Origin of the sequence: Pollutimonas nitritireducens, assembly GCF_002849615.1 — a bacterium.
GTDB lineage: Bacteria > Pseudomonadota > Gammaproteobacteria > Burkholderiales > Burkholderiaceae_B > Pollutimonas > Pollutimonas nitritireducens.
The window spans coordinates 136,945-163,359 of record NZ_PDNV01000010.1 but is presented as its reverse complement, the minus strand read 5'-3'; the positions used below and the strand labels follow the sequence as shown (position 1 = coordinate 163,359).

General features: G+C 57.9%; 21 protein-coding genes and 2 pseudogenes. 10 read left to right on the top strand and 13 right to left on the bottom strand.

Translation table 11 applies throughout. The features are described from left to right. Positions 1-27: 27 nt before the first annotated feature. The 7 genes from CR155_RS16175 to CR155_RS16145 are packed head-to-tail and all read right to left on the bottom strand — an operon-like array spanning position 28 to position 9,619. Positions 28-2,493 (bottom strand): phosphoketolase family protein, encoded by a 2,466-nt coding sequence (locus CR155_RS16175; protein WP_102071071.1) that lies wholly within the window; start codon positions 2,491-2,493, stop codon positions 28-30. Beyond that, positions 2,490-3,404 carry a ribose-phosphate diphosphokinase gene (locus CR155_RS16170; RefSeq protein WP_102071070.1) on the bottom strand — a complete coding sequence of 305 codons (915 nt, stop codon included), beginning with the start codon at positions 3,402-3,404 and terminating at the stop codon, positions 2,490-2,492. The genes CR155_RS16175 and CR155_RS16170 overlap by 4 nt, the downstream gene beginning before the upstream one ends. Then, a complete protein-coding gene (locus CR155_RS16165) occupies positions 3,401-4,921 on the bottom strand; it encodes a thymidine phosphorylase family protein (protein ID WP_102071069.1) in 1,521 nt (506 codons plus the stop codon). Before CR155_RS16165 ends, CR155_RS16170 begins: the two co-directional genes overlap by 4 nt. Beyond that, the gene (locus CR155_RS16160; protein WP_102071068.1) at positions 4,918-6,303 is read right to left on the bottom strand and encodes an MBL fold metallo-hydrolase RNA specificity domain-containing protein; all 1,386 of its coding nucleotides are present in this window, start codon (positions 6,301-6,303) and stop codon (positions 4,918-4,920) included. Before CR155_RS16160 ends, CR155_RS16165 begins: the two co-directional genes overlap by 4 nt. Beyond that, on the bottom strand, positions 6,296-8,653 hold the full coding sequence (locus CR155_RS16155) for a heavy metal translocating P-type ATPase (RefSeq protein WP_102071067.1): 2,358 nt from the start codon (positions 8,651-8,653) through the stop codon (positions 6,296-6,298). Before CR155_RS16155 ends, CR155_RS16160 begins: the two co-directional genes overlap by 8 nt. Beyond that, complete coding sequence (locus CR155_RS16150) at positions 8,653-9,315, bottom strand: methyltransferase family protein (protein WP_102071066.1); 663 nt, start codon at positions 9,313-9,315, stop codon at positions 8,653-8,655. Before CR155_RS16150 ends, CR155_RS16155 begins: the two co-directional genes overlap by 1 nt. 1 nt (position 9,316) lies before the next feature. Then, positions 9,317-9,619: a DUF2933 domain-containing protein gene (locus tag CR155_RS16145; protein ID WP_102071065.1), complete on the bottom strand. Its 303-nt coding sequence runs from the start codon at positions 9,617-9,619 to the stop codon at positions 9,317-9,319. Between the two features lie 580 nt (positions 9,620-10,199). Here CR155_RS16145 and CR155_RS21130 point away from each other — a divergent pair. The 3 genes and pseudogenes from CR155_RS21130 to CR155_RS16135 form a co-directional block, all read left to right on the top strand. Further along, a pseudogene (locus CR155_RS21130) lies at positions 10,200-10,470 on the top strand (isoprenylcysteine carboxylmethyltransferase family protein); the annotation flags it as partial. Positions 10,471-10,701: 231 nt separating this feature from the next. Further along, complete coding sequence (locus CR155_RS16140; protein WP_102071064.1) at positions 10,702-11,013, top strand: heavy-metal-associated domain-containing protein; 312 nt, start codon at positions 10,702-10,704, stop codon at positions 11,011-11,013. Positions 11,014-11,112: 99 nt separating this feature from the next. Continuing rightward, on the top strand, positions 11,113-11,382 hold the full coding sequence (locus CR155_RS16135; protein WP_102071063.1) for a DUF2933 domain-containing protein: 270 nt from the start codon (positions 11,113-11,115) through the stop codon (positions 11,380-11,382). A 118-nt stretch (positions 11,383-11,500) separates the two neighbouring features. Here CR155_RS16135 and CR155_RS16130 read toward each other — a convergent pair whose 3' ends face one another. Together CR155_RS16130 and CR155_RS16125 are read right to left on the bottom strand one after the other, a co-directional pair. Continuing rightward, complete coding sequence (locus tag CR155_RS16130; protein ID WP_199171790.1) at positions 11,501-11,893, bottom strand: ATP-binding protein; 393 nt, start codon at positions 11,891-11,893, stop codon at positions 11,501-11,503. A 26-nt stretch (positions 11,894-11,919) separates the two neighbouring features. After that, positions 11,920-12,072: pseudogene (locus CR155_RS16125) on the bottom strand (IS5/IS1182 family transposase); the annotation flags it as partial. 293 nt (positions 12,073-12,365) lie between these two features. Between CR155_RS16125 and CR155_RS16120 the strand changes: the two are divergent. The 4 genes from CR155_RS16120 to CR155_RS16100 all read left to right on the top strand — a co-directional run bounded on the left by CR155_RS16120 (position 12,366) and on the right by CR155_RS16100 (position 19,475). Further along, positions 12,366-12,749, top strand: coding sequence for a DUF4148 domain-containing protein (locus tag CR155_RS16120; protein ID WP_102071062.1), 384 nt, complete (start codon positions 12,366-12,368; stop codon positions 12,747-12,749). 662 nt (positions 12,750-13,411) lie between these two features. Further along, positions 13,412-14,758 carry a TolC family protein gene (locus CR155_RS16110; protein WP_102071060.1) on the top strand — a complete coding sequence of 449 codons (1,347 nt, stop codon included), beginning with the start codon at positions 13,412-13,414 and terminating at the stop codon, positions 14,756-14,758. A gap of 95 nt (positions 14,759-14,853) precedes the next feature. Continuing rightward, complete coding sequence (locus tag CR155_RS16105; protein WP_143705208.1) at positions 14,854-16,323, top strand: efflux RND transporter periplasmic adaptor subunit; 1,470 nt, start codon at positions 14,854-14,856, stop codon at positions 16,321-16,323. After that, complete coding sequence (locus CR155_RS16100; protein ID WP_102071058.1) at positions 16,320-19,475, top strand: efflux RND transporter permease subunit; 3,156 nt, start codon at positions 16,320-16,322, stop codon at positions 19,473-19,475. Before CR155_RS16105 ends, CR155_RS16100 begins: the two co-directional genes overlap by 4 nt. Positions 19,476-19,948: 473 nt before the next feature. Here the strand turns inward: CR155_RS16100 and mobH are convergent, their stop codons facing one another. After that, entirely contained in the window at positions 19,949-21,814 is a 1,866-nt protein-coding gene (mobH, locus tag CR155_RS16095; RefSeq protein ID WP_102071057.1) for a MobH family relaxase, read from the bottom strand. 279 nt (positions 21,815-22,093) lie between these two features. Here mobH and CR155_RS16090 point away from each other — a divergent pair, with 279 nt between their 5' ends. Genes CR155_RS16090 through CR155_RS16080 form a run of 3 tightly spaced genes read left to right on the top strand, consistent with a single transcriptional unit; the run spans position 22,094 to position 23,133 of the window. Beyond that, complete coding sequence (locus CR155_RS16090) at positions 22,094-22,327, top strand: AbrB/MazE/SpoVT family DNA-binding domain-containing protein (protein ID WP_102071056.1); 234 nt, start codon at positions 22,094-22,096, stop codon at positions 22,325-22,327. Next, on the top strand, positions 22,314-22,730 hold the full coding sequence (locus CR155_RS16085) for a PIN domain-containing protein (protein ID WP_102071055.1): 417 nt from the start codon (positions 22,314-22,316) through the stop codon (positions 22,728-22,730). The genes CR155_RS16090 and CR155_RS16085 overlap by 14 nt, the downstream gene beginning before the upstream one ends. 19 nt (positions 22,731-22,749) lie before the next feature. Continuing rightward, entirely contained in the window at positions 22,750-23,133 is a 384-nt protein-coding gene (locus tag CR155_RS16080) for a DUF3742 family protein (RefSeq protein ID WP_199171789.1), read from the top strand. 12 nt (positions 23,134-23,145) lie between these two features. Here the strand turns inward: CR155_RS16080 and CR155_RS16075 are convergent, their stop codons facing one another. The 3 genes from CR155_RS16075 to CR155_RS16065 are packed head-to-tail and all read right to left on the bottom strand — an operon-like array spanning position 23,146 to position 26,408. Further along, positions 23,146-24,669, bottom strand: a complete 1,524-nt coding sequence (locus tag CR155_RS16075) for a conjugal transfer protein TraG N-terminal domain-containing protein (RefSeq protein WP_102071053.1) — start codon at positions 24,667-24,669, stop codon at positions 23,146-23,148. Positions 24,670-24,684: 15 nt separating this feature from the next. Continuing rightward, the gene (locus CR155_RS16070; protein ID WP_102071052.1) at positions 24,685-25,029 is read right to left on the bottom strand and encodes a hypothetical protein; all 345 of its coding nucleotides are present in this window, start codon (positions 25,027-25,029) and stop codon (positions 24,685-24,687) included. Beyond that, the gene (locus CR155_RS16065; RefSeq protein WP_439650454.1) at positions 25,026-26,408 is read right to left on the bottom strand and encodes an integrating conjugative element protein; all 1,383 of its coding nucleotides are present in this window, start codon (positions 26,406-26,408) and stop codon (positions 25,026-25,028) included. Before CR155_RS16065 ends, CR155_RS16070 begins: the two co-directional genes overlap by 4 nt. Positions 26,409-26,415 lie beyond the last annotated feature (7 nt).

Genomic DNA, 26,415 nt, shown 5'->3' with positions numbered 1-26,415 from the left:
GGCGCACGGGCCCGCGAAAGCACGCGATCAAAGCGCTGACACTGGTATGGGTTGCAGGAGTGTTGCAGGCTCGCCCGTGCCACTAACGGCCGCAAGCTCGTCTTCAGTCAGTAGACTCGCTCGCTCCATGCCCAACACACGCGCGGCCGCCTCCACGACGTGCGCCCAGGTGCTTCGATTCGCAAAGAGGAGCCCCGGCACGTCCAACGTTCCGCCACGGTTGATAAAGCCTAGCGCCACAGTGGTCGCCGGGCCCGTGTCCACCCTTCGTAACGCGCCCAAAAACGGCTCCGGACGCGTATGGGTCAGGAACACTCGCGGCCGTTCTGTCGGAAAGAGGGTTCGCACCTGCGTCTCGGCGTGCGTGTATCGCGCCTCGTCTGAATCTCGGGGCTCTCGGAAGCGACCCGGCTCGGCTAAATAGACGACAGCTGCTGACAAATCCCGCTCGGTCAGGCGGGCGTGCGCACGGAGGACTTCCTGTAGCTGGTAGGCACCTGTAGCGACAAGTAAGATGGCCGCCGTCGTTGGATCGCCCGTTAGGCACACGGCACCGATCCCCGCAAGCTCTTGCGCTTGGTCCGGCGTCAGCATATGGGGTACTGGGCGCTTAGGCACGACGAGTGCAGTGATAGTGCCGCGCTGCATATAGGCGCGGGCCAAGGCAGCTGCAGCTCCGTTGGCGTCCGGAGGGAACACCACCCGCGCAGTGTCGACCATTTCACCAAGCATCGCCTCGACCATGGTCGGATCCTGATGTGATTGCTCGTTCTTGGCATTCTCCCAGGTGTGAGAGGTCAGGACCAGAGGGATGCCCAGCCACCCGGGCGGGCGTCCGGCGTGCGCTTGGTGCCGCGCAAAGATCAGCTCTTGGCGCACCGCGCCGAGCATCTTCGGCGCAAAGGCCTCGTAGGTGACTACCAAGTTCAAGCCGCCCTTGTTACCGAGCGCCGCACATACGACGGCCTCCTCATTGAGCGCGGTGATGACCGCGCCGGTTGTGGATTCTGCAACGCCGGGCTCAGGAATCTGCACCCGATGCTTTAGCACATCCAGCGTGCGGTCAAGCTTATTGCTGCGCAACTCATCGGGATTGCCGACTCGCACGCGTAAATCGGGATTCGCTTGAGTGATCGCCACAAACAGCTCGTCCAGAGCAGCCATCGGCGAACTCGTTCCCCCAACTGCGCGATCTGCTATCACCGGCACACGGGGCCGCTCCACCTGCCGATCCGCGAGCGCGTGATCCCGCTCACGTGACCGCTGATGGGTGTGGTGATTGTTTAGTGCCGAGATCGCTCGGTCCAATTCCGGTGCTGAAACGAACAGTGCAGCGACGCCTTCGTTGAATAGCGCGCGCGCCCCGCCATCGTGAGCCGGATTGCCGGCCAGCGGCAGATTGTGCGAGGCGTTGGTCCCTGCCCCTGGAAATCCGTAGCCCTTGATGGTTTCCGCGATGCCATAGGGCAGGCGCACCTCACCGCTGGACGAATCACCGTGAGCTTGCAGCCTTGCCTCCATGATATGGATGCCCCACGCGATACTGGCCGGATCGCGCCCATCGAGAGCAACCGGATCGAACCCATTCAGGCGTAAGTAATGGTTGAGCCAGCGCTCACCACCTTGTTGAACGATCTGGGTGCGTTGTTCGATCCGCCTTCCATTGAGGATGATGATTGGACTGACTAAGCCGCTGTCCTCAGCGCGCCACCAGCGCGGCGCCCAGTCACTTCCCCGTTGCTCTTCAAAGGCCCCATCGCTAAGAAACGCGACCAGACGTTCGCCTTTGAGTGGTGCATGCACGTATTGCAGCTCGGCGAAACCGAGATAGCCACCTTCCATCACACCCCCCGCAGTGTGCGCATTGACATGCGAACCGAGCGGCGAGGCGGGCGTCCCATCGGGGTTAAGCGTGTAGGCGTAGAAGTCGCTGACGAAGCGACTCAAGCCCGCGTCGGAACGGTCGTAGCGTGCCGCATGGGCTTCAGTCATGTTGCCGACCAGCACGTTGAGTGCATCGATCGCGGCAACGCAGTGCCCTTGTCCCATCATCCAGGCGCGGGTCACCCCGTCCAGCGCGTCCATCAGGAGGTACCCCGTGTACGCGGGCACCATGTTGAGTGAGCCGCCGGTATGACCTTCTGGTGTGGGTTTGAATTCGGCCGCGTCGAGCGCCGCGCCGTCGGTACGCACGCGGCGACCGTACGTCATGTGCGCGACCAGCCACATGCCGGCGCTCGTAAGACGGTCGGCCGCGGCGAGCTGCCGCCAGGCAGTGGCTGCATCCGGCGTGCGGCTACGGGCGACAAGCTCGTCCACCATCTGGCGCACCCGTATCTGAGTAAGCGGATCGTGGCGAATTACGCCATAGCCGGCAGCCCAGTGCGCAAACTCGGGGTCGGCCCGTCTATGAGCAGCTGCCAGTTCTACGATGCGCTGGCGTTCGGAGGCTGCCAGTTGATCGGAGGTACAACAGGTGAGATGCTGGTTCATGTATCCTCCCAGGAAACCGATGAAGAAGTCATTAGCGCCGAGGCGGCCGCCGCAAGGTCGGATCCAACCGAGATCGCGTTGGATGGATGGGCGATAGTGTCGGTGCTGGCAATGTGTTTAAGTCCGGCGTCCTGCAGACGTTCATAGGCGTTGCCGGCAAAGACGGGATGGATAGTGACTAGCACCGCTTCGCGTAACGCAAGGCGCTGTAAGTGCGTCACCGTCTCCAGAATCGTGTGACCCGATGAGACGATATCGTCAACCAGTACGGGGATGCGCCCTGCTACTGCTGAAGGATCCGGCAGGCTGACGCGAACGTCGTAATCACCATGCCGCTCCTTGTTTAGCACTTGATAGGGCAACTGCGCCTCTTGGGCAATGCGTGATACCCATTGCTCACTTTCACTATCAGGACCAATCAGTATAGCCTCGGGGATCGCCTGAGCGATCCAGCGCGACACGGCTGGCGTCGCCGAAACGTGAGCGACGGGAATACGATACAACGACTGCAGTTGCCGGATCCGGTGCAGGTGAGGATCCACGGTCACCAACCAATCAAAGGCCTCTTCCAGAAATCGAGCAAAGAGCGGCACACTGACCGCTTCGCCGCCGTGAAAGCGGGTGTCCTGGCGCATATAGGCCAGGTACGGCGCAATCAATCCGACCGAGCGTGCGCCAAACTCACGGGCAGTGTGGGCCGCAAACAGCAACGGCAAAGCCAGTGGATCTGGGTTGCGCAGCGTGGCCAAAATCGCCACATCCGCCCCTTCGAGGTCATCGTCTAACGTGACGAGCGACTCACCGTCGGGAAAGTGCCGCCAAGCTATTGGCGCCACGCGCGCTTGGAGATGTGTAGCGATGGTAGCAGCCAAGGTAGCGTCAGCGGGAAAAGGCATCAAAACTCGGGTCATGCGCCCTCCGTAGAAATTGAGAATGGCTGATTGATCCTAGCGTACTCCAGAGCATAGGCAAGCTCACCGCGCGATTGCGCGTGCACGGTAAAAAGGGGCTGGCCGTGCTGCACCGTATTGCCGACCCGCAACGCCGTTTCCAAACCGGCGGCGGGCGAAGTCGGCGCCCCGGCCAGCTTCGCAATACGTGCAAGGCGTCGATTGTCGATCGCTGTAATGCGCCCCTCCAAGGGGGCGGCGACATCGGCGGTTAATGCCGCCTGTGGAGGCTCTCGAAATCCACCTTGAGCCTCGCAGATGGCAAGGAACTTTGCCAGCGCTTGCCGGGAGTGCAATACCGCGCGCGCACGTTGGATCCCGGTGCCTGAGGCGCTTCCAGGGGCCAACTCGAGTAAGGCACCCGCCAAGGCAATCGCTCGCTCTTTGAGGTCGGCCGGCGCGTCGGCGTCATTGTTTAGGACTTTGAGAACATCCCGTGCCTCAAGAGCTGGCCCGATTCCCACACCCACCGGCTGTGTACCATCGGAGCGATAGATGCCCAACTGCAGGCCGACCGCCTCAGCCGTGTGGCGCAGACGTGCAGCTAGGCTGTCCGCTGAACTGTCGCTGCGGACCTTGGCGGTGGGCCCGACCGGCATGTCGATCAGCACATGCGTGGATCCGGCGGCGACCTTCTTGGACAGCACACTGGCGACCAATTGCCCGTCACTGTCGAAATCCAGCGGCCGTTGAATACGAATGAGAACATCGTCCGCAGGACTTAGGCGAACGTTCCCGCCCCAGACGATGCAACCTCCCTCGCGCTCGACCACGCGGCGCATCGCCGGTATGTCCAGCGAGACCGGCGCCATGACTTCCATCGTATCGGCCGTACCCGCCGGGGAGGTGATCGCCCGAGAGGACGTTTTAGGGATGAGATAGCCCAGCGCTGCAATAATAGCCACCACAATCGGTGTCGTGCGATTGCCGGGCAGCCCACCGACGCAGTGCTTGTCCAACACAGTGCCCTCCCCCCAGTCTAATCGCTGCCCGACGGAGATCATTGCGCGGGTTAGCCCGGTGGTTTCTCCATGGTCGAGGCGTTCACCGGCACTAGCTGAGACGAAGGCCGCCAACTCTAGATCAGAGAGACGACTTTCTACCACATCCTCTACCAGCGTGAGGTATTGTGCATCGTCCAGACGCGCCCCGAAGACCTTGGCACGCAACGCTCCAGCCGAAGCGGCAGGCGCAGGGTGTCGAACGGTTGCCCGCGCGTCGACGTCCGGCTCTAGGATGTTCCAAGCAGCCTCAGACAATGCCACTTCATCAAGGGCAATCTGCTCGTTCACCACCACATTTAATGTTGCGGTCAAGAACCGGTCGCCCACCTGTATCCGAACTCGGGTCATGGCAACAAAGCCTTCAGAGCGGCACACTTCGCAATCGCGGTGCATATACGCGATCGGCTGTTGATAGGTATCAATACCGGCACGGGTAACTCGCAAGGATGTATGGCTTGACGCAGATACAGTCATCGCGCTGCCTCCAGCTCCACGCGTTCCAGGTGTTCCGGCACACGCGCTTGCCAGCCTAGTTCTCGCTGAATGCTGATCCGCAGCGTGTCGGCAGCATCCGGTTCGCCATGGGTGACGTACACCATGTGCGGTGCCGAAGGCGCAGTCCGCATCCAGTCCAGCAGTTCGGTGGCGTCGGCATGGCCAGAAAATCCCTGCAGCTGCACCACTTCGGCGCGAATAGGAACGTCGCGACCGAACATACGCAGTGTGCGGACGCCCGCGGCAAGTGCGGCGCCTCGCGTGCCGCCTGCCTGATAACCCGACAGCAGGATCGCGTTTCGGTAATCAGATCCGAAGGCCTCGATATGGTGCAGCACGCGACCACCGGTGGCCATGCCGCTGGCCGAGATAATAATCATCGGCACACGGCGTCGGTCAAGCGCTTTCGATTCGTCGACGCTGTTGACGAAAGTCGCCAGCTCGTACATGCGCTGGCAGTCCTCGTTGGATACGTGGTGTTCGTCATGATGCGCGTGGTAGTGTCGGGTCGCATTCACTGCCATTGGGCTGTCAAGGTAGACCGGCAACGATGGGATCTCGCCCCGCTGCTGCAGCCGCGCCAAGTGCAGCATCAGCGCCTGCGCGCGACCTACAGCAAACGCAGGTATGACAATCACCCCGCCGCGAGCAGCCACTCGACGCACGATAGGCCCAAGCTCCGCTTCCTGGTCCACGTTTACATGTGATCGATTGCCATAAGTGGATTCGCAGACCAACACGTCACAGCCGGGAAGCGATGAGGGGGGATTCATGAGCGATTCGTGTTGCCGCCCCAGGTCCCCGCTGAAGTGCAGACGCTGGCCTTGCACATCCAGGCTGATATGGGCGGCGCCCAGAATGTGGCCGGCTGGGTGGAATCGGGCCTGGATGCCGGGTGCGACCTCGATATCGAGCTCGTAGGCGTGTCCCTGCAACTGGCGCAAGCTCTGCCTAGCGTCACGCTCGGTATAGAGCGCGACGGGCTCCTTGTGCTTGGAAAAGCCTTTGCGTGCCGCGTATTGCGCCTCCTCTTCGAGCAAGTGCCCGCTGTCCGGGAGCAAGAGACCGCACAGGGCTACAGTCGCATTGGTGCAGTGGATACGGCCACGAAAACCTCGTTTGACCAGTGCAGGCACGTATCCCGAATGGTCCAAGTGAGCATGGGTAAGTACTACGGCGTCGATTGATGTGGGGTCGACGGGAAACGGTGTCCAGTTGCGATCACGCAACTGCTTGTAGCCTTGGAACAGACCGCAGTCCACGAGCACGCGGCGCCCGTTGGCTTCCACAAGATACCGGGAACCAGTCACAGTGCCCGCAGCGCCTAAAAACTGGAGAGTAGGTCCAATATTGTTATTCATGAGTGCTCCGATCAGGGGCGAGCGGCGAGCCCGCAGCGTTGAGAGGCGAGGAAGAGGATGTTGCGGCGGCACTACGCGGAGCCAGCCGGACCCGCCGTAGCAGCAGCGCGTTGAGAGCCACGATGACTGAACTACCCGACATCGAAAGAGCAGCAACCTCGGGTGACAGCGTAAAGGGGTACAGCACGCCGGCTGCCAACGGAAAGGCGAACACGTTGTAGCCGACCGCCCAGGCCAGGTTCTGGTGCATCTTACGCAGCGTCGCTCGGGCTACGGTAATCGCTCGGACAACGTCGTGCGGATCGCTGCGCATCAGGACGATGTCCGCGCTGTCGATAGCCACGTCCGTACCGGCGCCGATTGCAAAGCCGACGTCGGCCTGCGTAAGTGCCGGGGCGTCGTTGATGCCGTCGCCGACCATGCCGACCTTGAGACCCTGCGCTTGCAGCTTTTTGACTTCGTCGGCCTTGCCCCCAGGCAACACATCAGCCAGCACGATATCGATCCCGAGATCTCGAGCCACGCGCTCGGCGGTCGGCCGGTTGTCGCCAGTGATCATGGCGACCTTTATGCTGCGCCGGTGCAGCTCATCGATTGCCGCGCGCGAGGTCTCACGGATCGCGTCAGCAATTGCAATAAGGCCTACGAGCTGACCACCGACAGCGGTAAAGATTACCGTGCGACCTGCGCCGGTTAGACGCTGCGCGTCGACTTCCAAGACGCGAAGGTCGATACCATGTTCCACCATGAGCAGGCGGTTGCCAAGCAACACCTGCACCTCGTCGACCATGCCCATGGCGCCTTGCCCATCGATGTTGGTGAAGGCCACAGCACGTTCTGATATCGGACCGGCACGCTTGAGGATGGCCTGTGCCAGGGGATGCTCGGAGTGCGCTTCCACAGCAGCGGCGACCGCAAGCAGCCGTTCCTGCGTCCAATCCGCCGCGATGGCCATCTCGACGACTTCCGGCGCGCCCACGGTCAAAGTGCCGGTCTTGTCGAAAATCACGACGTCCAGCCGGGCGCTCTTTTCGATGGATTCCGCATGCTTAAAAAGGATGCCGTGGCGGGCACCTAACCCCGTCCCAATCATAATCGCCATGGGTGTCGCCAATCCAAGAGCGTCCGGACAAGCAATTACAAAAACCGTAATCGTGAGCGTGAGAGCAAAGAGCAACGGCTGGCCCAACCACCAGAACCACACGGCGAACGTCCCCAAGCCGATCACGATGGCTGCAAGCACGAGCCATTGCGAGGCGCGGTCGGCGAGCAACTGGGCGGGCGCCTTGGAATTCTGTGCGTCCTGCACAAGTTTGATGATCTGTGCGAGCGCGGTGTCACTGCCGATTTTGGTGGCGCTGTAGGTAAACGCGCCACTCTTGTTGATCGACCCAGCGACCACGAGTGCGCCTGGATCCTTGCGCACAGGCATGGATTCTCCGGTCAGCATCGACTCATCGACCTGGGAGCTGCCTTCCGTCACAACCCCGTCAACAGGGACTTTTGCACCCGGGCGCACGACCACTAGGTCACCGATCAACACCTCCGCGGTCGCCATCTCAATCTCTTGACCGCTGCGTCGCACGACGGCGCGCGGCGGTGAGAGCTTCAGCAGGGCCTTCATCGCATCCGAAGCACCGGCGCGGGCCCGCATCTCGAGCCAGTGACCTAGCAGGACAAAAGTGAGCAGGACGGCGGACGCCTCGAAAAAGTTGGGACCGTCGAAGAGAAACGTTGAAGCTATACTAAACCCGTAGCCGGTGCCGACGCTCAGTAGCACCAGCACCGCCATATCGAGAACGCCGCGCCGCAGCGAGCGAACCGCGGCGGCGAAGAATGGCCACCCGGGATACAGCACCGCGCCGGTCGCCAGCAGGAATAGCCAGACATTCTCTCGCAGACCGAAAGGAACGGGCGGCGGTTCCGTCATGCCCATCGGCGACCATAGGAATACCGGGATCGCAAAGGCGAGCGCGACCAGAAAGCGGCGGCGCATATCGCGGGCTGCGGCATGCAAATCGTTTCCGTGGTGCATGCCGGCGTGCGCGTCATGGGCCTCCGCATGCGCGCTGTGCGGCTGCTTACGCCCAACTTCTGGCGTCGGCTCGGCATCTTGCCCCACCGCCTCACAATCGAATCCGCATTTCCTGATCGCGGCGGCGACCGCCCCGGTCGAGAGACTAGTAGGATCGAAGGACACTTGCAGGCTCGCATTGGCGTAGTTGGCGGATACTGCGGTGACGCCTGGTACGGCCGCGATTACTTTCTCCAGGGTGCGCGCGCATCCGGCGCTCACCATGCCGCCAATAGGCCAAGTGCGCGTCCTCGCAGCTGTTTTATGGACAGGCATCAAAGTTCCCCTTCGTGTGAATCATGAGCTCGCCGGCGTCGAGGCAGGAATGCGGGCACCTCGCGCATGTAGCGGGCGTAATCGTCGCCAAAACGAGCCAAACTGTCGCGCTCCTCACGCCGAGCCAACCGCGCATAGGCCCACAGCAGCACGGGGTAGAAGATAATCGTGATCAACGTCGGCCACTGTAGTAAGAATCCAGTCAGCACTAGGGCAAATGCCACGTATTGCGGATGGCGGATGCGTGCGTAGATGCCCTCCCGCGCGACCCGACCCTCGCGCTGTGCCTGGTACAAGATCGGCCAGGCAGACGCCAGCAGCCAGAACCCACCGCCCATCAGCACGAAACTCGCCAAATGAAACGGCCCAAAATGCGGGTTGGCGCGCCATCCGAACCACATTTCAAGCAAGTGCCCTGCGTCATGGCTGAGCCAGTCTACTTGTGGATAGGTCGCGCTCAGCCAGCCGGACAGCAGGTAAAGCGTGAGCGGAAACCCGTACATCTCAGCAAACAACGCCACGACAAACGCCGAGAACATCCCAAACCCCCGCCAATCCCATCGGGTCAACGGCTTATAAAAGCTCCAAGCGAAGAAGATAAAGAATGCTGCGTTAATGGCGGCAAGGAGCCATAGGCCATATTCGCCTTGAGATTCATGCATGTCAGTGCCTTCCTGAAGATGTATCGGAGCTGTCCTTCGATGAAGCGCTATCGCGCATACTGGCATGTCCGCCATCGGGCGGGCGATCCGCTTTGTTCTCGTCATCATCACGACCGTGGTCACCATGACCGCCGTGCATGAACTTATGCATTAAGGGACACAGCAGTAGAAGGCCCAACGGCAACCAGCGCAGCGATCCCGCGAGATGAGCACGGTGCTCCGCAATTAGGTAAAACGCTGCCAGCGCTAGGAAGACCCAGAGAGTCCAGCGCCGGCGCTTAGGCGAGGTGTGGTTGATAGACATGGAAGTGCCCTCTGCGAATGGCGCCGGGATGGCGAGCAGTTTTGGAAGGAGTCGATATCGACGTAAGGCTTACATTTGTAGCAATTTCATTGCGTTTAGCCCGGATGCGCCTCGGGTCTTCATCGCCTAGACTGGCGGTTCGTGCGCGCACACTGGGTTCGCACGGTCGAAACCGGCTTGAGCCATGTGGGTCATACTTCCCCGCTCCCTCGTGCGATCCGAAGTAACGGCGGCTCAAGTACGTACCGCTTTTCTTAATCTTTCTCGAGATGCCCGACGTTGAAACGACCCACTCGGTTAGTCGTTTCATGCGCACATCTCCTAATTAGTTCGAAGTTGAAATCCGGCAAGCCCGGCGCGGTATGGACTGAATTGCACTGAACAACGGTTTCAATATATCTAAGCGCCCCTTTCAATCCGATGACTCCACAACTACATTTTTGTAATCACAGCAAACAGAACCACTCGTTTGGGGTGGACTTCCACGAACAGCTCAAGCATCAAAGCGCTTATTCACGGCTTGGTGAAGCCCGTTTGTCCTCGTTTTAACCGTGCTGAATCGGCCTACGGGCTATAGTCACTGGTGATTCTCTACTCTGCGACCTCCGCTTTCGGTTTTTTCAAACCGACCACCGGGCGAGACTGGCGAACATTCAAGGCGTCTACGGCATTCGTTGTAGCTTTGTTCGTGGAAATGTATGGCTTCCCACTGACGCTTTACCTGTTCTCAGGATGGCTTCAGAAGCGCTTCCCAACCGACGAGCCACTGTCGCACGACGGTTGGCCACTCGTGGTCGACGCTGTTCGAGTCGAAAGTAGATCTGCACTTCGGTGAGTTGCACACGACTAGCTAGTTTTTCCTGGAATATGGTTTCTATCTGCTGTCCGGCTTGGAGCGCGCCGAAATCGATCGCTATCCGGAACCGGGATAGAATCGGTAGCGATATTGCTTGACCTTGTCACGATGGGAAGGTTTATCTTATTATTGGCAGAACGCAATGTGGGACTGCCGGGTAGAGGAAACCGAGGCGACCTACCGGCACCCTACCCTTCGGATCGAATTGACACCTAAGGAGTAACGTATGGAACAAATCGAATTTAAGGTAGCAGGAATGACTTGCGGCGCCTGCGTCGCCCGAGTGACCCGGACACTTCTCAGCATACCTGGGGTGCGTAACGCGGAGGTGGACCTTGCGCGGGGCATGGCGCGCGCCCAAGTGGACGACAACGCTGCGGTACAACCTGCCTTGCTACAGGCTCTCGCGGCGGCGGGCTACCCTTCTGAGCCGCTGACCGGCAGCGCAGTCAGTGTGGAAGGCACTCAAGGAGCCGCCCCGGGGGGCTCTAGCAGCGACCCTCGAGCAAACCGCGGGGGATGCTGCTGCGGGCACTGAGCCTGGCGAAGTAGCTGGTCGATATTTCGCCGAACACGCTGATGGCCTCCCGTATCCTAGAAAGACTAGACTCAGCCATCCCAATTGGAGATCCTACACATGAACCATCATCCGTCCGACCCCGAGCACCTGCGGCCATCTACCTCGTTTTGGGCGCGTCCGGGGGCCAAGGCTTGGATTTCCCTCGTCCTAGTGACGGGTTTTTACCTACTGCGGGAGCATTGGGGGCATATCGCCGGTTGGTGGCCTTATTTACTCCTTGCAGCCTGTCCGCTGATACATCTGATGCATGGGCACGGCGGACACCAACATGGCAATTCGAGCGAACCAGATTTGACGCAGCGCGACGAAAGAACCGAAGGTAAATAAGATCGCTGCTGCTGGCAACGGTGACTATCCGCCCGAGGAGGCGGCAATAACGTCGCCGCTAAAGCGCCCAGTGCGTAGTTACCTTTCAGAACCGCCAGTCGATCTACTTACTTAATAGTTAACTGTTGTAAGTCGCGCGATCTCGATCCCGAGGAAGTTTGATCTCAAAAACTATTTGCCCATCCTCATTTTTTGCAGTAATGGTGCCGCCATGTGTGTCAATAATCGATTTGACAATGGCTAGGCCTAAACCGGCTCCGTCGCCCTTACGTTGGCGTGAAGGATCCGCGCGGTAAAATCGGTCAAACAATCTGGGAAGATGTTCGGAATTAATCATTAGTCCCGGGTTTTTCACACAAATAATCACCATATCGTTGCTGTTCGCTGCTAGTGAAACTGTGACCGCTCGACCCGCAGGGGTATAGCGTATGGCATTGGATAAAAGATTACTCAGCGCGCGGCGCATCATCAATCTATCGCCTTGAATACGTACGACTGGACCTTCGCGCATCAATGAAACGGAGCGTTCTTCGGCCCACGCCCGTTGCCAGCCTTTGGATACACCGGTTCGATCAACGCGGTGAGTCTGGCCCACGGAATCACTGTATCCATCTCGGCAAGGAACACTTCACGGCGGGTTTGTTTGCGTTTGCCGGCGAACTCGGCGTCAGAAAAACTCAGTTGGCTCATGGACAATGCTCTCAAAGCAGGTGGTCAATACTGGGCATAACATTACATCAATTCCTCAACAGCGGGGACTTGTTCAGAGTTTCCTTAGGTCGCCATTGCGCGCTATTAAATCAAACATTACAGAGCTGAAATTAACCTAGCAGCGTCCTTAATGCGGATGACGAATATGTAATAACGGCGTCACGCGATTGTTGGGTAACCCTCGTTAAAGTAGTCATGTTGGTAATTAAACCGACACCGCGATACAGCAGCATGGCTGGGTGTCGGACTATAAACTTTAAGAGGTACTCAAGATGAATTTACGCACCAAAACTATTATGACCCTACTTGCCGCGGCTCTAACTATCCCTGCTACGGGATTTGCTGCCTGGATCCCGGACGGCACCGAACAAGGCGGGTATGAAGTATACGACTCGACAAATAATAAAACGCGCGCTCAAGTACTCCAAGAATTACAAGAGGCTAAGCAAAGTTCACATTGGAGCATGCACCAAGGTGAAGCTACCGGAAGTTGGTCAGAACCGACGGCTGAACCCGCCAAAACCCGTGTTGTCGTTCAGCAAGATTTACAAAAGGCTAAGCAAAGCTCCCATTGGGACACACATCAAGGTCAAGCTACCGGAACGTGGTCAGAACCGACGGCTGAACCCGCCAAAACCCGTGCTGCCGTTCAGTAAGAACTTCGCGACATGACTCAGGAAGACAAGGCGTATATCCAGAATTTTTACACTGGAGCCTAATTCCGCACCGGCCTTTTTGGATCGTTGTCGGGCCGATAAGCTTTGCGGGTCGGCCAACTTCAACACCGGCCGTAATCCACTTCAAGCAGCTTCTCATTTAATTAAACGTCAGGCACCTCGATGATCGTACTCCGCGGTTCTCAGCTTACGGCATTGCTCTTTGCCCTCGTTAGCACTGTGTTTATGCAACTGGCGTTGGCTGGAGGCACGTGTATTGAGCACGCCCGGATGCGCAGTGTAGACGCGATCGCCATACCCCAAGACGCTAGTGCCAAACTAGCGTCAGCTTGCGATCATGCCGATATAAGCGCGCCTACGACGTGCGCGGCTCACACACAAACCGCCTATCAATCGCTTGATAGGCATCAAGCGCCCCAGATCAAACCATTCGTCGTCGTGACGACTATGCTTGTCAGTGGATTTAGCCCGACGCCGCGTCAGGCCACTGCGTCTTTCCAAGCCGTATCTTTGCAGAGAACGACAGCACAGGCTCTCGCTATCCGACATTGTTGCTTCCGTATTTGACCTCCTCATAACTCTTGCACGTCATCGCTTGTGCTTCTCGCACAAGCATATGTCTGTCCTTATGTGGAGGTTTTATGGTGTCTTCTTTAACCCGTTGGTTTAGACGCAGTACTTTCGTCTCACACTCGTCTCATCAAATCAGCTTGGCTGTATTGCTAGCCTGCGCTGCCGCACTGATCCCGGCACCCGCTTCAGCCGCGGCAACACTTACGCTTGCGAATGCTTTATCCCTCGCGATTGAACGTTCACGCCAGTTGGCCGCACAGGACTTTTCGGTCTCGGCGTCACACGACCAAGCAATTGCCGCAGGCCAATTACCGGACCCTGTTCTCAAGGTTGGTATTGAAAACCTACCCATCAACGGGGCCAATCAATTCAGTATCACCAGGTCATCCGACACGATGCGCCGGGTTAGCGTGATGCAGGAAATGACGGCAACCGAAAAGCGTGAGCTGCGTGCGCAGCGCTTCTCACTGGAAGCTCAAAAGGAACTAGTCCAAAAGACGGTGACGACCATTGATATCAAACGCGATACGGCATCAGCCTGGCTTGATCGTTACTACAGCGAAGCAATAGCTAAGGTCATAGCAGAACAAAGAAATCAATTGAAGCTGGAAATTCTGGCAGCCAAAGGAGCCTATCGTGCTGGACGCGGTAGTCAGGCAGACATCCTTTCAGCACAAAGCACGCTTGCCCTGCTTGATGACCGTGCCAGCGAAGCGCAGCGCCGTATCGACAATGCTCAAACGACGTTAACACGCTGGGTTGGTGACGCTGCAGCCGGTACTTTAGCGGAAAAACCTGCCACGGACAGTATCCGGTTGGATATGAAGGCACTCGATAATCAACTGGAGCAACATCCAGAAATTGTCGTATTGACTAAGCAAAAAGAGATCGCTGAGAGCGAGGCACGGCTCGCCAAAGCCAATAAATCCGCGGACTGGAGCGTGGAACTGGCATATAGCCAAACAGGCCCAGCCTACGCCAATATGGTTTCAATTGGTCTTTCAATTCCTTTGCAATGGAATCAAAAAAACCTTCAAAATCGGGAGCTTTCCGCAAAGCTCGCGCTGGTTGGACGCACGCAAGCCGAACGTCAAGAACGGTTGCGGGCGCTTATTGCTGAAACCCGCTCAAGAATCATTGAGTGGAGCAATGTTCGCGAACGATATCGGCGCTACGAGCGCGAACTCATTCCATTGGCTATAGACCGTGTGGTTGCACTTCGGTCGGCCTATCGCGGTGACAAAGCCAACCTTGCCGATGTGCTGGCTGCCCATCGCAATGTGATCGACGTGCGCATCCAAGCTTTGCAGCTGGCGGCCGATATTGATCGCCTCTGGGCACAGCTAAATTTTATTCTTCCGGCCAATAACGCTGATATGAAAACAACCAGCCTGACTAACACGGACTCACAATGAAAAATTACAAACTTGTTGTCGCCATTACTGCGCTAGGGCTAGTGGGCGCCAGTGGCATAGGCATGTATCAAGTCGGTATAAGCCAGGGAATGCAAATGTCCGCACCCGCGACTGACCATACAGGGTCGCCGGCCGAGAAAAAGACCAATACCGAGGGTGCAGCGCCAAAGATCTTATATTGGCAAGATCCGATGATGCCGGGTCAAAAGTTTGACAAACCGGGCAAGTCCCCATTTATGGATATGCAATTGGTGCCAGTGTACGCCGGGGGTGGCGAGGACGAAGGTGCAGTCACGGTTAGCTCGCGGGTAACGCAAAGCTTGGGAATACGCACGGCACAGGTGATCAAAGGCAGTCTGTCGAAGTCCACAACCGTCGTAGGCAATGTCGCGTATAACGAGCGTGACGTGGCACAAATCCAAGCGCGCAGCAACGGTTTTGTTGAACGGCTGCATGCCAGGGCTACGCTTGATAGCGTTCGCAAGGGCGGACCTTTGGTCGATCTATATGTGCCCGACTGGATTGCAGCTCAAGAAGATTACCTAACAGCCAGACGTTTACGCGGCCCGGGCTCCAGCGGCTTAGCCGATGCTGCCCGACAACGGATGCAATTGGTTGGCATGAACGAGGAGCACATTCGCTCCGTCATTTCCAGCGGCAAAGTTCAAGCGCGTATGAGCATAGTCAGCCCGATTGACGGCGTGGTGACAGAGCTGGCCATACGCGAAGGCATGACGGTATCGATGGGCGCGCCATTATTTCGTATCAACGGACTAAGTACGGTCTGGGTCAATGCGGAAATACCGGAAAATCTTGCTAGCCAGGTACAAGTAGGTAACGTCGTCGAAGCAAGTACGGGCTCCCTGCCAGGAACCATATTTCATGGCAAAGTCAGCGCGATTTTGCCCGACGTCAACTCCGCCACCCGGACGCTCAAGGCGCGGATTGAGCTAGCTAATCCTTCGCAACAGCTTATACCGGGAATGTTCGTATCAGTAAGCCTTGCGTCCCTGCCACGGTCCGATGTACTGCTTGTACCGAGCGAAGCGGTTATTCAAACAGGCACTCGAAGTGTCGTGATGGTGGCGCAAGACGAAGGCAAGTTTTTTCCAGTCGAGGTCCAGACCGGCGCCGAGGCCAACGAACAAACCGAGATTCGTAAAGGGCTCACCGCTGGGCAGAAAGTCGTGACCTCCGGCCAGTTTTTGCTGGATTCAGAGGCGAGTATTAAAGGTTTAGCCACACGTATGGAGGATGGCGATAGTGGCGAAAAAGCCGCGGAGCCCGTCCACCATGCCAGCGGGACTGTCAAGGATATTAGCCAAAACAATATGACTGTCGCGCACGAGGCGATACCCTCTCTGGCATGGCCGGCGATGACGATGGGATTTGCGCTTTCCCCTCAAGCTAAACCTACGGGCATCTCGATCGGGACGGAGATCACTTTTGAGCTTGAAGCGGCCGCCGACGGCAGTTTTCAAATCACCAAGCTCTCACCTAAGGCGACTTCTCCGGCTAAGAGCGGAGACAACAGCGCTCACAACGAACATGGAGTTGCCAAATGATTGCCAATCTAATTCGTTGGTCTATTGGCAATCGATTCCTGGTGCTGCTCGCGACGCTTATGGTTGTCGCTTGGGGGATATGGTCGTTGACGCGGATGCCACTCGACGCAATCCCCGACCTATCCGATGTTCAGGTCATCGTTCGCACCAGTTACCCAGGACAGGCACCACAGATTGTTGAGAATCAAGTGACCTATCCATTGACGACGACTATGTTGTCGGTGCCGGGTGCCAAGGCCGTGCGCGGCTATTCCTTTTTCGGTGATTCCTTCGTGTACATCCTGTTTGAGGATGGCACCGATCCATACTGGGCACGGTCCCGCGTGCTGGAATATTTAAGTCAAGTGCAGTCACGGCTGCCCCCACAGGCAAAAGCGGCCCTGGGCCCTGATGCGACCGGGGTCGGCTGGATATACGAGTATGCGCTGGTCGACAGGACCGGCAAAATGGACTTGTCGCAGCTGCGCGCCCTGCAAGACTGGTTCTTGAAGTTTGAACTGAAAACAGTTCCTAACGTTTCGGAAATCGCTAGTATTGGGGGAATGGTCAGGCAGTACCAAATCGTGCTCGATCCAGAGAAGCTGCGTGCCTATGGCATTTCGCACGATAAGGTGATCGAGGCCGTGCGCAATGCCAATCAGGAGACGGGGGGGTCCGTACTGGAATTGGGTGAAGCCGAGTACATGGTGCGCTCCTCTGGCTATCTAACCTCATTAGCCGACTTTCGCAAGGTCCTCCTGACAACCAATGAGACGGGCGTGCCGGTACGGTTAGGCGATGTGGCGCGTATCCAGATCGGCCCTGAAATGCGGCGCGGCGTGGCTGAGCTCAATGGCGAGGGCGAGGTGGCGGGTGGCGTGGTTATTATGCGGTCCGGAAAAAACGCGCTTGAAACCATTGATGCGGTGAAAGCAAAGCTGGAAGTCTTGAAAGCAAGCTTACCGGAAGGCGTTGAAATAGTACCCACCTATGATCGCTCCAATCTGATCAACAGGGCGGTTAAAAACCTGCAAGAAAAACTGATTGAAGAATTTATCGTGGTGGCACTGGTCTGCGCGTTATTTCTATTCCATCTACGGTCATCCTTGGTGGCGATTATTACCTTGCCCATTGGTATATTGATTGCGTTTATCGTGATGTATTACCAAGGCGTCAACGCCAACATCATGTCACTGGGGGGAATCGCGATTGCGATCGGCGCCATGGTCGACGGCGCCGTCGTCATGATTGAAAACGCGCATAAACACCTTGAGGCATGGAAGCTCGCCCACCCGGATAAAAAGCTCACCGGAGAGGCACATTGGCAAGTGATCGAAAAATCGGCCACCGAGGTCGGCCCCGCGCTTTTCTTCTCGTTGTTGATCATTGTGTTGTCTTTCGTCCCGGTCTTCACCCTGGAAGCCCAAGAAGGCCGCATGTTCGCGCCGCTGGCGTTCACCAAGACCTATGCCATGGCGGGCGCCGCACTACTGGCGGTCACGCTCATCCCGGTGTTGATGGGCTACCTGATCCGAGGGCGGATTCCCGAGGAACAAAAAAATCCAATCAATCGATTCTTGATTGCGCTTTATCGACCCATCCTTGAGGTTGTGCTGCATCGGCCTAAGACTACCGTGGTCATTGCTCTGGTGCTTGTGTTCCTTACCGCATTGCCAATGTCCCGCTTGGGCTCTGAATTCATGCCCTCATTGGATGAAGGCGACTTGTTGTATATGCCCACCGCCCTTCCCGGCTTGTCTGTGGGCAAGGCCTCGCAGCTACTTCAACAGACGGATCGTCTCATTAAGAGCGTGCCGGAAGTCCAAAGTGTCTTTGGCAAGGCCGGTCGCGCGGAGTCGGCCACCGATTCCGCCGCAATCGAAATGTTCGAGACCACAATCCAGCTTAAGCCCAAAGATCAGTGGCGAGACGGCATGACAACCGAAAAAATCATTGAAGAACTGGATCGCGTTGTAAAAGTGCCGGGGCTTGCCAATCTATGGGTGCCACCCATTAGCAGTCGGATCGATATGCTCGCAACGGGTATCAAGAGTCCCGTCGGGGTGAAGGTGGCAGGGGCTAGCCTGCAGGATATCGACCGTATCACCGGTGAAATCGAACGTGTTGTTAAACAAGTCCCCGGCGTGTCATCCGCCTTGGCTGAGCGGCTCAACGGCGGGCGCTACATCGATATAACGATTGATCGGGATGCCGCGTCCCGTTATGGCCTAAATCTGTCCGAGGTGCAGAGCGTCGTCTCGGCGGCCATCGGGGGAGACAATATCGGTGAGGTGGTCGACGGCTTGCGGCGGTTTCCGATTAACGTACGTTATCCGCGGGAAATACGCGATTCAGTGGAAAACTTGCGCGGTTTACCCATTCTCACCGCTCGGGGCGCGCAGATTCGCTTAGCTGACGTCGCGGCCGTCAACGTGGTCGACGGCCCGCCCATGCTAAAGAGCGAGAATGCCCGTTTATCCGGTTGGGTCTATGTCGATATTCGAGGGCGCGCGCTAAGCGCTGTCGTACGCGATATGCAAGAGGCGGTTGCAAAAGAGGTTAAGTTGACGCCCGGATACTCTATTTCTTGGTCGGGCCAGTTCGAATATCTCGAGCGCGCCACAGAGAAACTGAAGGTCGTCGTCCCCGCAACAATATTAATTATTTTTGTACTACTCTATCTGACATTTAAGCGGATCGATGAGGCTATTCTCATTATTGGGACACTGCCCTTTGCGTTGGCCGGCGGGATATGGCTGTTATGGCTACTGGACTACAACTTGTCCGTCGCCGGCGGTGTGGGCTTTATCGCATTGGCCGGGGTGTCGGCGGAGTTCGGGGTCATCATGCTGTTATATCTAAAGCATGCATGGGATGATCGTGTGGCCAAGGGGCAAACAAGCGAAGCTGACCTACTGGATGCGATTCGCGAGGGTGCTGTCCTGCGGGTGCGGCCTAAGGCAATGACCGTCGCGGTCATCATCGCCGGCTTGATACCAATCATGATAGGTATGGGGACGGGGTCCGAAGTGATGAAGCGCATCGCCGCACCAATGGTCGGAGGGATGATAACGGCCCCGCTGTTGTCGATGTTGGTGGTGCCGGCAATCTATCTGCTGATTCGGCGTCGACAATGCCGACGTATCAACTACCCGAATAACCCTCATAGGTGATTGTGTGCTTGAACTTGGGCACCCTTGCGCCCAAGTTCAATTGGCTAACAGCATAGGCCCGTATGCCTCAGGCGTACGGGCCTAAGGCCACGAACTGCCTATAAAAGTCTGGGTGATTCATAGGGAACCTAACACGCTTGTAATCGCTCATCGCGCGTATCAAATGCATTCAGATCACCCGAACCATCAATAGCTGGATGAAATGTTTGAAATTCAAGGGCATAAAGTACATGACGAAGTCAACTGCGCCAACTCCCCCTGCCCCACCTCTGGCATCGAAGAGCTGAGTATCGGTGCTAAGAATGTCATGCGCGCAGCCATACACGACGATGCATCACCGAGTGGACCGTGATTTTTCCCGCAGACAGAAGCCCCTCCCCGGATCCCATCCAGCTACTCAGCCCTAAGAGGCCGACTTAGACAACTTCGTTATAACAGACAGGGCACACCATAACGTTACAGGCCGAACTAGATCATACGAGATTGAGATAGGGATTACTGGGCGGTAATTCAGTGAACAACAAACTGGGATCAACCAACAAATAGCCGTGCAGCCGCCGAGATTTACGTGGCCCAACGACTTCGCAGGTCCAGATATTGAGGCCGCTGTCCTGCTTGCGGTGCAACTGTAGTTTCTCGAAACGGCGCTGAACCCACTGCCATTCCGACAACGTGTGTTGCTTGGCCAAGGCGACAACTTGGGGATGCTCTTGGGCATAGCGCTGAAAAACTCCGGGGCTGACCAGATAAGCGGTCTCGGAAACGGTATGCACCAGCGCTTTTGCATCGTTGATAATAAGTTTGCGCGATTGGATACTTTCCTTCAGCCACGCCATGAAGTGCTCGCCAGACGGTTGTGTCGTCAGGGCTGGCGAGCTGGTGGCGGACACCGGCATTCGCTCCGTAGTTGGGACGGCCATTGCTGGCGCGGGTGGCTCAGGCATCGAGATGGACAAAGCGCCCTCACCGTCGGCCGCCGCAGAAAGCCGCTCCATGCCAATCATTGTCAGCAGATCTTCCATCACATCCGACATACTGGCCGTATCCCGGGGCGGCATCGGGAGCACGGTCGTGGTCAATGGGGCTATGGTGTTGTTGGCTGATGATGAAGCTTCCCGATCCGATGACAGTGGGCTCGTCACGGGCGTCGATTCGTCCACAGTAAGGTCTGCCGCCTCGCTGGTGAGCGTTATATCGATCGTCACCGTGCCCGCGAAAGGGTCGGGCCGTTCAACGGACTCCCATATCAGCGCGGGCGACAACCGCAAAAAAGTGAACGTGTTCGTCCATCCGCTTTCGCTGGTGACCGTCGCCTTCCAGATGGCCTTGCCTTCGGGGGTCGGCTGCAGCATGCCGTGGTCCTGCAGCACGTTGAACACTGCGGTGTTGTTCGCGGGGATACCATCGATGCCCTGGGACAGCAGGTGCGCCCGCAATTTATCCGAGACGGTTTTACTGACCAGCCAAAGCGCATCCTGAGTGAGCCAGCCATCGGAGGCCTGGGGCTGGTTCAGCTTCAGTTCTTCCTTTAGCAGGTAGCGAAGGCCTTCCAAAAGTTTGCGCTGCAGTGCGTGCTTAGGTGCGGCCATCGCACGCGCAGGATCGCCGCCCAATGCCTGGGCTACCGAGGCGCGATCAGCCTGAATGACCAGTTCGCCCAGCACCCCGGCGTGTTCATACTGTCCGGCCAGCACGTAGAGCAATGCCGACCAGAGCGACGGGAAACTGTGGAGCCAGTCCAGGATGTCGCCATCAAGCACCCGTGTGTAAAGCAGTCCGGTGGCGGCGCTGTGCAGCCGGTACTCCCGGTCTTCCCGGTAGCGAAAGCGGTACGGTCGGGTGAGCGGGCCGTGCCAGGGATGCCATATGGTGCCATCTTCATGCTCCACATGCAGATCCACGGCGATCTTGCCGATGTCATGCAGCAGCGCAGCATAGGCCGTCGCCGCAGTCCAGGCCTCTGACTGAGCAGCCTGGTCTTCGGGGGTTGTTCCCGCAGGCAACAGATGAGACTGCCGCAGTTTCAGAGCAAAGGCGACGATCTCCAGACCATGATCGAGCATGCCGCCTGGATAGGCGTGGTGATGGCTTTCCGAGGCCGGAAATAGCTGCACCAGCTCGGCATAGCGTTCCAGCGGTGCACGGTACAGCGATGCAAACTGCTTAGGCGAGAGTGATGTGCGTTGCCAAATGTGTTCCAGCAGACGTTGGCGTCGAGGTGTGGACAACAATGAAGCGGCCGACTCTGGCCGCGTCAGCCCTTTGGGGGGTGCGGCCATCGGTATGGCGGTCGTATCGATAGATGGCAGTAGCCGTTTGCGCTGGAACAGCGAGAGCATCGCAAAACCTCTGGTGATTGACTGGCAAGAGCGCCTTTTGGCCTTTTCAGTTTTCAGATAGGGCCTTTCCCCTTGGCTCCATTCCCTTCCCCCCCTTTCTGGCCCTTCTCGCCTTTGAACCCTTTGGGTATAGGGCAATCCCCTCTTCCTGTGCCACCATCAATGCGAGACAGGCGGACTCGGATTGGCAACCAAACCTGTGGCCCGTCAGCAAATTTCTTGCATTTCGCACAAACAGATATACAATTTATATGTATATCAATTAATGGAGTATGGAGCATGCAAGTCGCCAAATGGGGTAACAGCTTGGCCGTGCGCCTTCCGGCCAAGCTGGTAGAAGCGCTGGAGTTGCGTGAAGGCGACGATATTGAGATCGTCGTGGACGGCCCTCGCACGTTCGCGGTTCGCAAGAAACCGGGCGCCGATGCCTTGTTGAAGCGCCTGCGTACCTTCCGGGGAAAACTGCCCGCGGATTTCCGCTTCAGCCGGGACGAGGCCAATGCGCGTGACTAAGTTCCAGCATTTTATGGACAGCAATGTGGTGTTGTACCTGCTGTCGGAAGACTCAGCCAAGGCGGACAAGGCCGAAAGCCTGCTGAAAGCCGGGCCAGTCATCAGCGTGCAAGTGCTCAACGAAGTGACGCATGTCTGCGTACGCAAGCTCAAGATGGGCTGGGAGGAGATTGCACAGTTCCTGGAGCTGGTACGGGGCTTTTGCAAAGTCGTCCCGCTCACTGAAACCATCCATGACCAGGCCCGATTGATCGCTGAACGACATAAGCTATCATTTTATGATGCCTGCATCGTCGCGGCAGCTACGGCAGCGGGTTGCCAAACGCTCTATAGTGAAGACTTGAACCACGGTCAGATTCTGGAGGACAGCCTGACTATCAGGAATCCATTTTCCACCGTATAGTCTAGCCATGAAGGAGACGATGATGCAGATAGCACGCAGACCAACAGGACAGTTCGCACACCGGCTAGGCCGTGCTGCGGGCCGTTCTGCACGTTGGCTGCGACGCCGCGAACGCCAGGCGATTGGCTGGTTGGTAGCAGAAGGTCTACCTGCACCCGTTGCCGCCGCTCTACTGTGGATCGTCAAACTGGTCGTGGTGGCAGGACTTCTTTATGTAGCATTCTGGCTGGCGCTGCTTCTAGGGTTCGCAGTAGCCGCAGCCTGGGTTGCGGGGCATTCAACCGAGCAGGATGAAGATGACTTCTTAGGGCGCAAAGCAGAAGAAAGGGATCATCGGAAAAGCATTTTTTATCACCCAGCTTCGTACAACGATGATCCAGACCCACGCTTTGAAGACGATTGAACTGGTGCTTCCTTAACTTTTCTTGGCTGCGCTCATCAGCACGCTTGAGCCCCCACGACCTGCCTCTCCTGCGCCGCGCGTACCATCGGCCAAGCCTTGGAGCGCGTTTCCAGCCCTAACTCCCGCCCACGTTAGCGCAGTGATCCAGAACGCGGGCAACACCAGGAACATCGTCGCCATGACGAAGTTCAGCAACATATCACCGAAGCTATTATTCAACCCCATTAACGGATCAAAGTTGGTGACGGGCCGATTCCATCCCCAGCCCCGACCGTAAAGCGCATCCAGAATCGTGCTGTCGATCCAGCGTGCCAACTGAAACCAGAAGTCCACAAAGAACAAGGCGAACTGCACCACGCTGACCGTCACCACGGCCTTGAGTTCATAGGTACTGATGATGAGTACCAGCGGGATGCAGATCACGAGCGCCATCTTAAGGAATGACAACACCATGGGCAGCGCCTGGCGCACGACATCCATCGCGGGGAAAAAACCGATTGAGCCAATCGTAATGCCGAGGTCACTGGCAGCGCGGGCCACGATGTTTGGCGCTGTCTTATCAATCTGTCCACCGTAATCGGTATAGACAGCACCCTGATTCAGTTTTTGCTGGCGCGGCGCGGCGATCGCGCGGATCACCGAGTCATCCACCTCATTACGACTCAAGAAACCAGCCCAGCCAGCTACGCGATTAAGCAGGCTGGAATCGACTTGGGCCAGAAGACGGGCCCGCAGACCGTTGCTCCCGTCGCTCCACCACTGTCGGCAGGTGGGGTAACCGCCGCCACTGGGTACCTGGGCCAGACCCGCATCGCGGTTGCTGCTATACGGCCAGGCGTCACGCGGGGTGCGTGAACGATAGGTGTCGTAGTAACCCGCCGAGTCCACAAAATACCGTGAACCGATCCAGGTGACGTCGTGCATCTGCGCGTCATCCAGTTCTGGACGGCTCATGAACAGCTTGGCACGGGCCGGGCCGTAGCAGTCGTATGAAAAATCAGCTATTTCCTGAGCCAGCACCGGATCGTCGATCCGCGTAGCGTCGATCTCCATGCGCATTTGCCGTAGTTCAGTACCGCAGGGAATCGCGGCGACCGACGCACTGGTAAGGCCGCGCGAGAGCGCGTGCATGAACGCCCACCAGACGGGAATTTTGGCGCTTTGGTCGTTGATGGTGGTGAAAGACTGGCTCCAGCCCGTATCCGAAGGCTGTGGCACGCTCACCCCACATTGTCGGGACCGGGCATCGTCAAAGCGTACGCGGCTCACATCCACATCAATGAACGGGATGCCGGCAAACAGCACCACGACCACCGCCGCCCACACGCGGGTTTCGATACGTGCGGCCGAGAGCAACCCCTTGTTGCCTTCGTCGGCGCCTTCGCCACGGGCTTTAAGCCATTCCTGCAGGATGATGGCAATGAAGGGGATGGCAAACACGCCGCTGGCTACCAGCACCGACCAGATGCCGTTGTGCACGATCCAGCCCACCAGCGTCAGGTAGTATTCCAGGTAATCGGTCGTGAACAAGGTCATGGTTCAGCTCTCCGGCTATGTGCTCTGCATCAGCAGACTGCACTCCAGTGTGACCAGGGCCAGACCGCCTGCGATCTCCGTGCGTAGCAAGCGGCGTCGGGTGTGAGCATCGGATTGCCTGGCAAGCAGCCGTCGACGCATCCACCGCCATCCGTAGACCGTCGCCCCGTAAAGGCACAGGCGCCAAAGCAGGAAAAAACCCGATACCTCTGCCAGCCACTGCTCCCAGCCAGCGATACTTCCCAGGAAGTAGATGCCCGCGACATTGGTCGCCACCGCCACGACCAGCAGCAATACTGTCCACAGTAGTGCCCTGGCGGTACGCCAGTTGAATAACCAACGTAGCCACGCAGCGTTCATGGTGTGCCATCCGGTGCGGGCCGCTGCAATTGCTGCAGACGGTCAGGCACTGGGTCGCCCTGGTAGATACCACGTGAACCCGCTGCCCGCGTACTGTGGCGTTGGATGATGGCCATGGGCGAGTTATTCGCCAGTTCGCGGCGTAGCTCCAGTTCGGTTTTAAGGTTTTGAATCTCCCGGTCGAGCGTGTCGCTTTCCTGGTTCACCGCATCCACCGCCATTTGGTTGGCGGAAACGTTGGGTTCCTTCTTGCCGGTCAACAACGTGCGTTGCAGCAGCAGCGCTTTTTCCAGCACGGAGGCCAACGCCACTTCGGATGCCAGACGGCGGGCCAGAATGTCCTGGTCGGGCTCGTCGCGTAGGGCTTCGATGACGCCACGGGTGATCGGCAGCGATGCACTGCCGGCTTCATGCAGGTTCTCAAACGTCGTGTTACGAGTGCCCATGATCAGTTCCTGCAGGACCTGGAGCTTGGCGTCGTATTCCTCCTGGATCAGCGGTGTCAGGCCTACGCCCGGTACGGTCTGGGTCTTGGTGCAGGATTCGCACGTGCGTTGCTCCTGTTCGCCCAGCACACGGGTCGCCCACTGGACCGCCGCGTCAGGCGACGACCAGGTCTGGCAGGAAAGACTGCCGCAACTGGCCTGGGCGATGGCCGACGTGTCAGACACGCTGCGGCCATTGACCAGGTTGTACCCGGCACGGGTGACATCGCCCACCACCTTGATCGGCGATTGGCCCGCACCGCCGGCGTTGCCGCCGCCCACCCACGGCACGCCGTCGTTGCCTCGGCTAGTTTCGGCCTGTTCGATCGCCGAGACCGCATCGCTGCTGGCAACCGCCTCGCGCAACGCCATGCCCTCGGCAAGTTGGTTCCAGCCCATCTGCCCACCCGCCATGTCGGCCATTTTTTCAGCCATGGCGCGACACTGAAGTTTGGAGCGGTCAAAATCCAGCCGGGCCTGCAGCACACCATTGGTCAACAGGTTATACAACCCCGGATCGGCGCGCTGGATAATCAGCGCTGGCAGCGATGCCACCGCGCTCGTCGCGTTCTGGATAACGCTGCTCATGATGTTTTGAAAGCCGTTGGTCAGGCCGTTCAGTTGGTTCTGGATTGTCGTGCTGATATTCATGTCGCCGCAGATCAGATTGCTGTTCCAACCAGCACCCACTCCGATTGAGCGCATGCCGGCTGCGCCGCTCATCGAGACGGCGTTGCCACCGCCTATGGAGTACATGACCTCGTCGCCGATGACGCTGCCACTATTCTGGAATCCACCGCTTTGCGCCGAGGCCAAACCGCAGGTCAAAGCCAGTGCACAGGCCAGCACCACTGGACGGCATGAGCGCGGAATAAGGCTTACCGGTTTTTTCATATCAGGA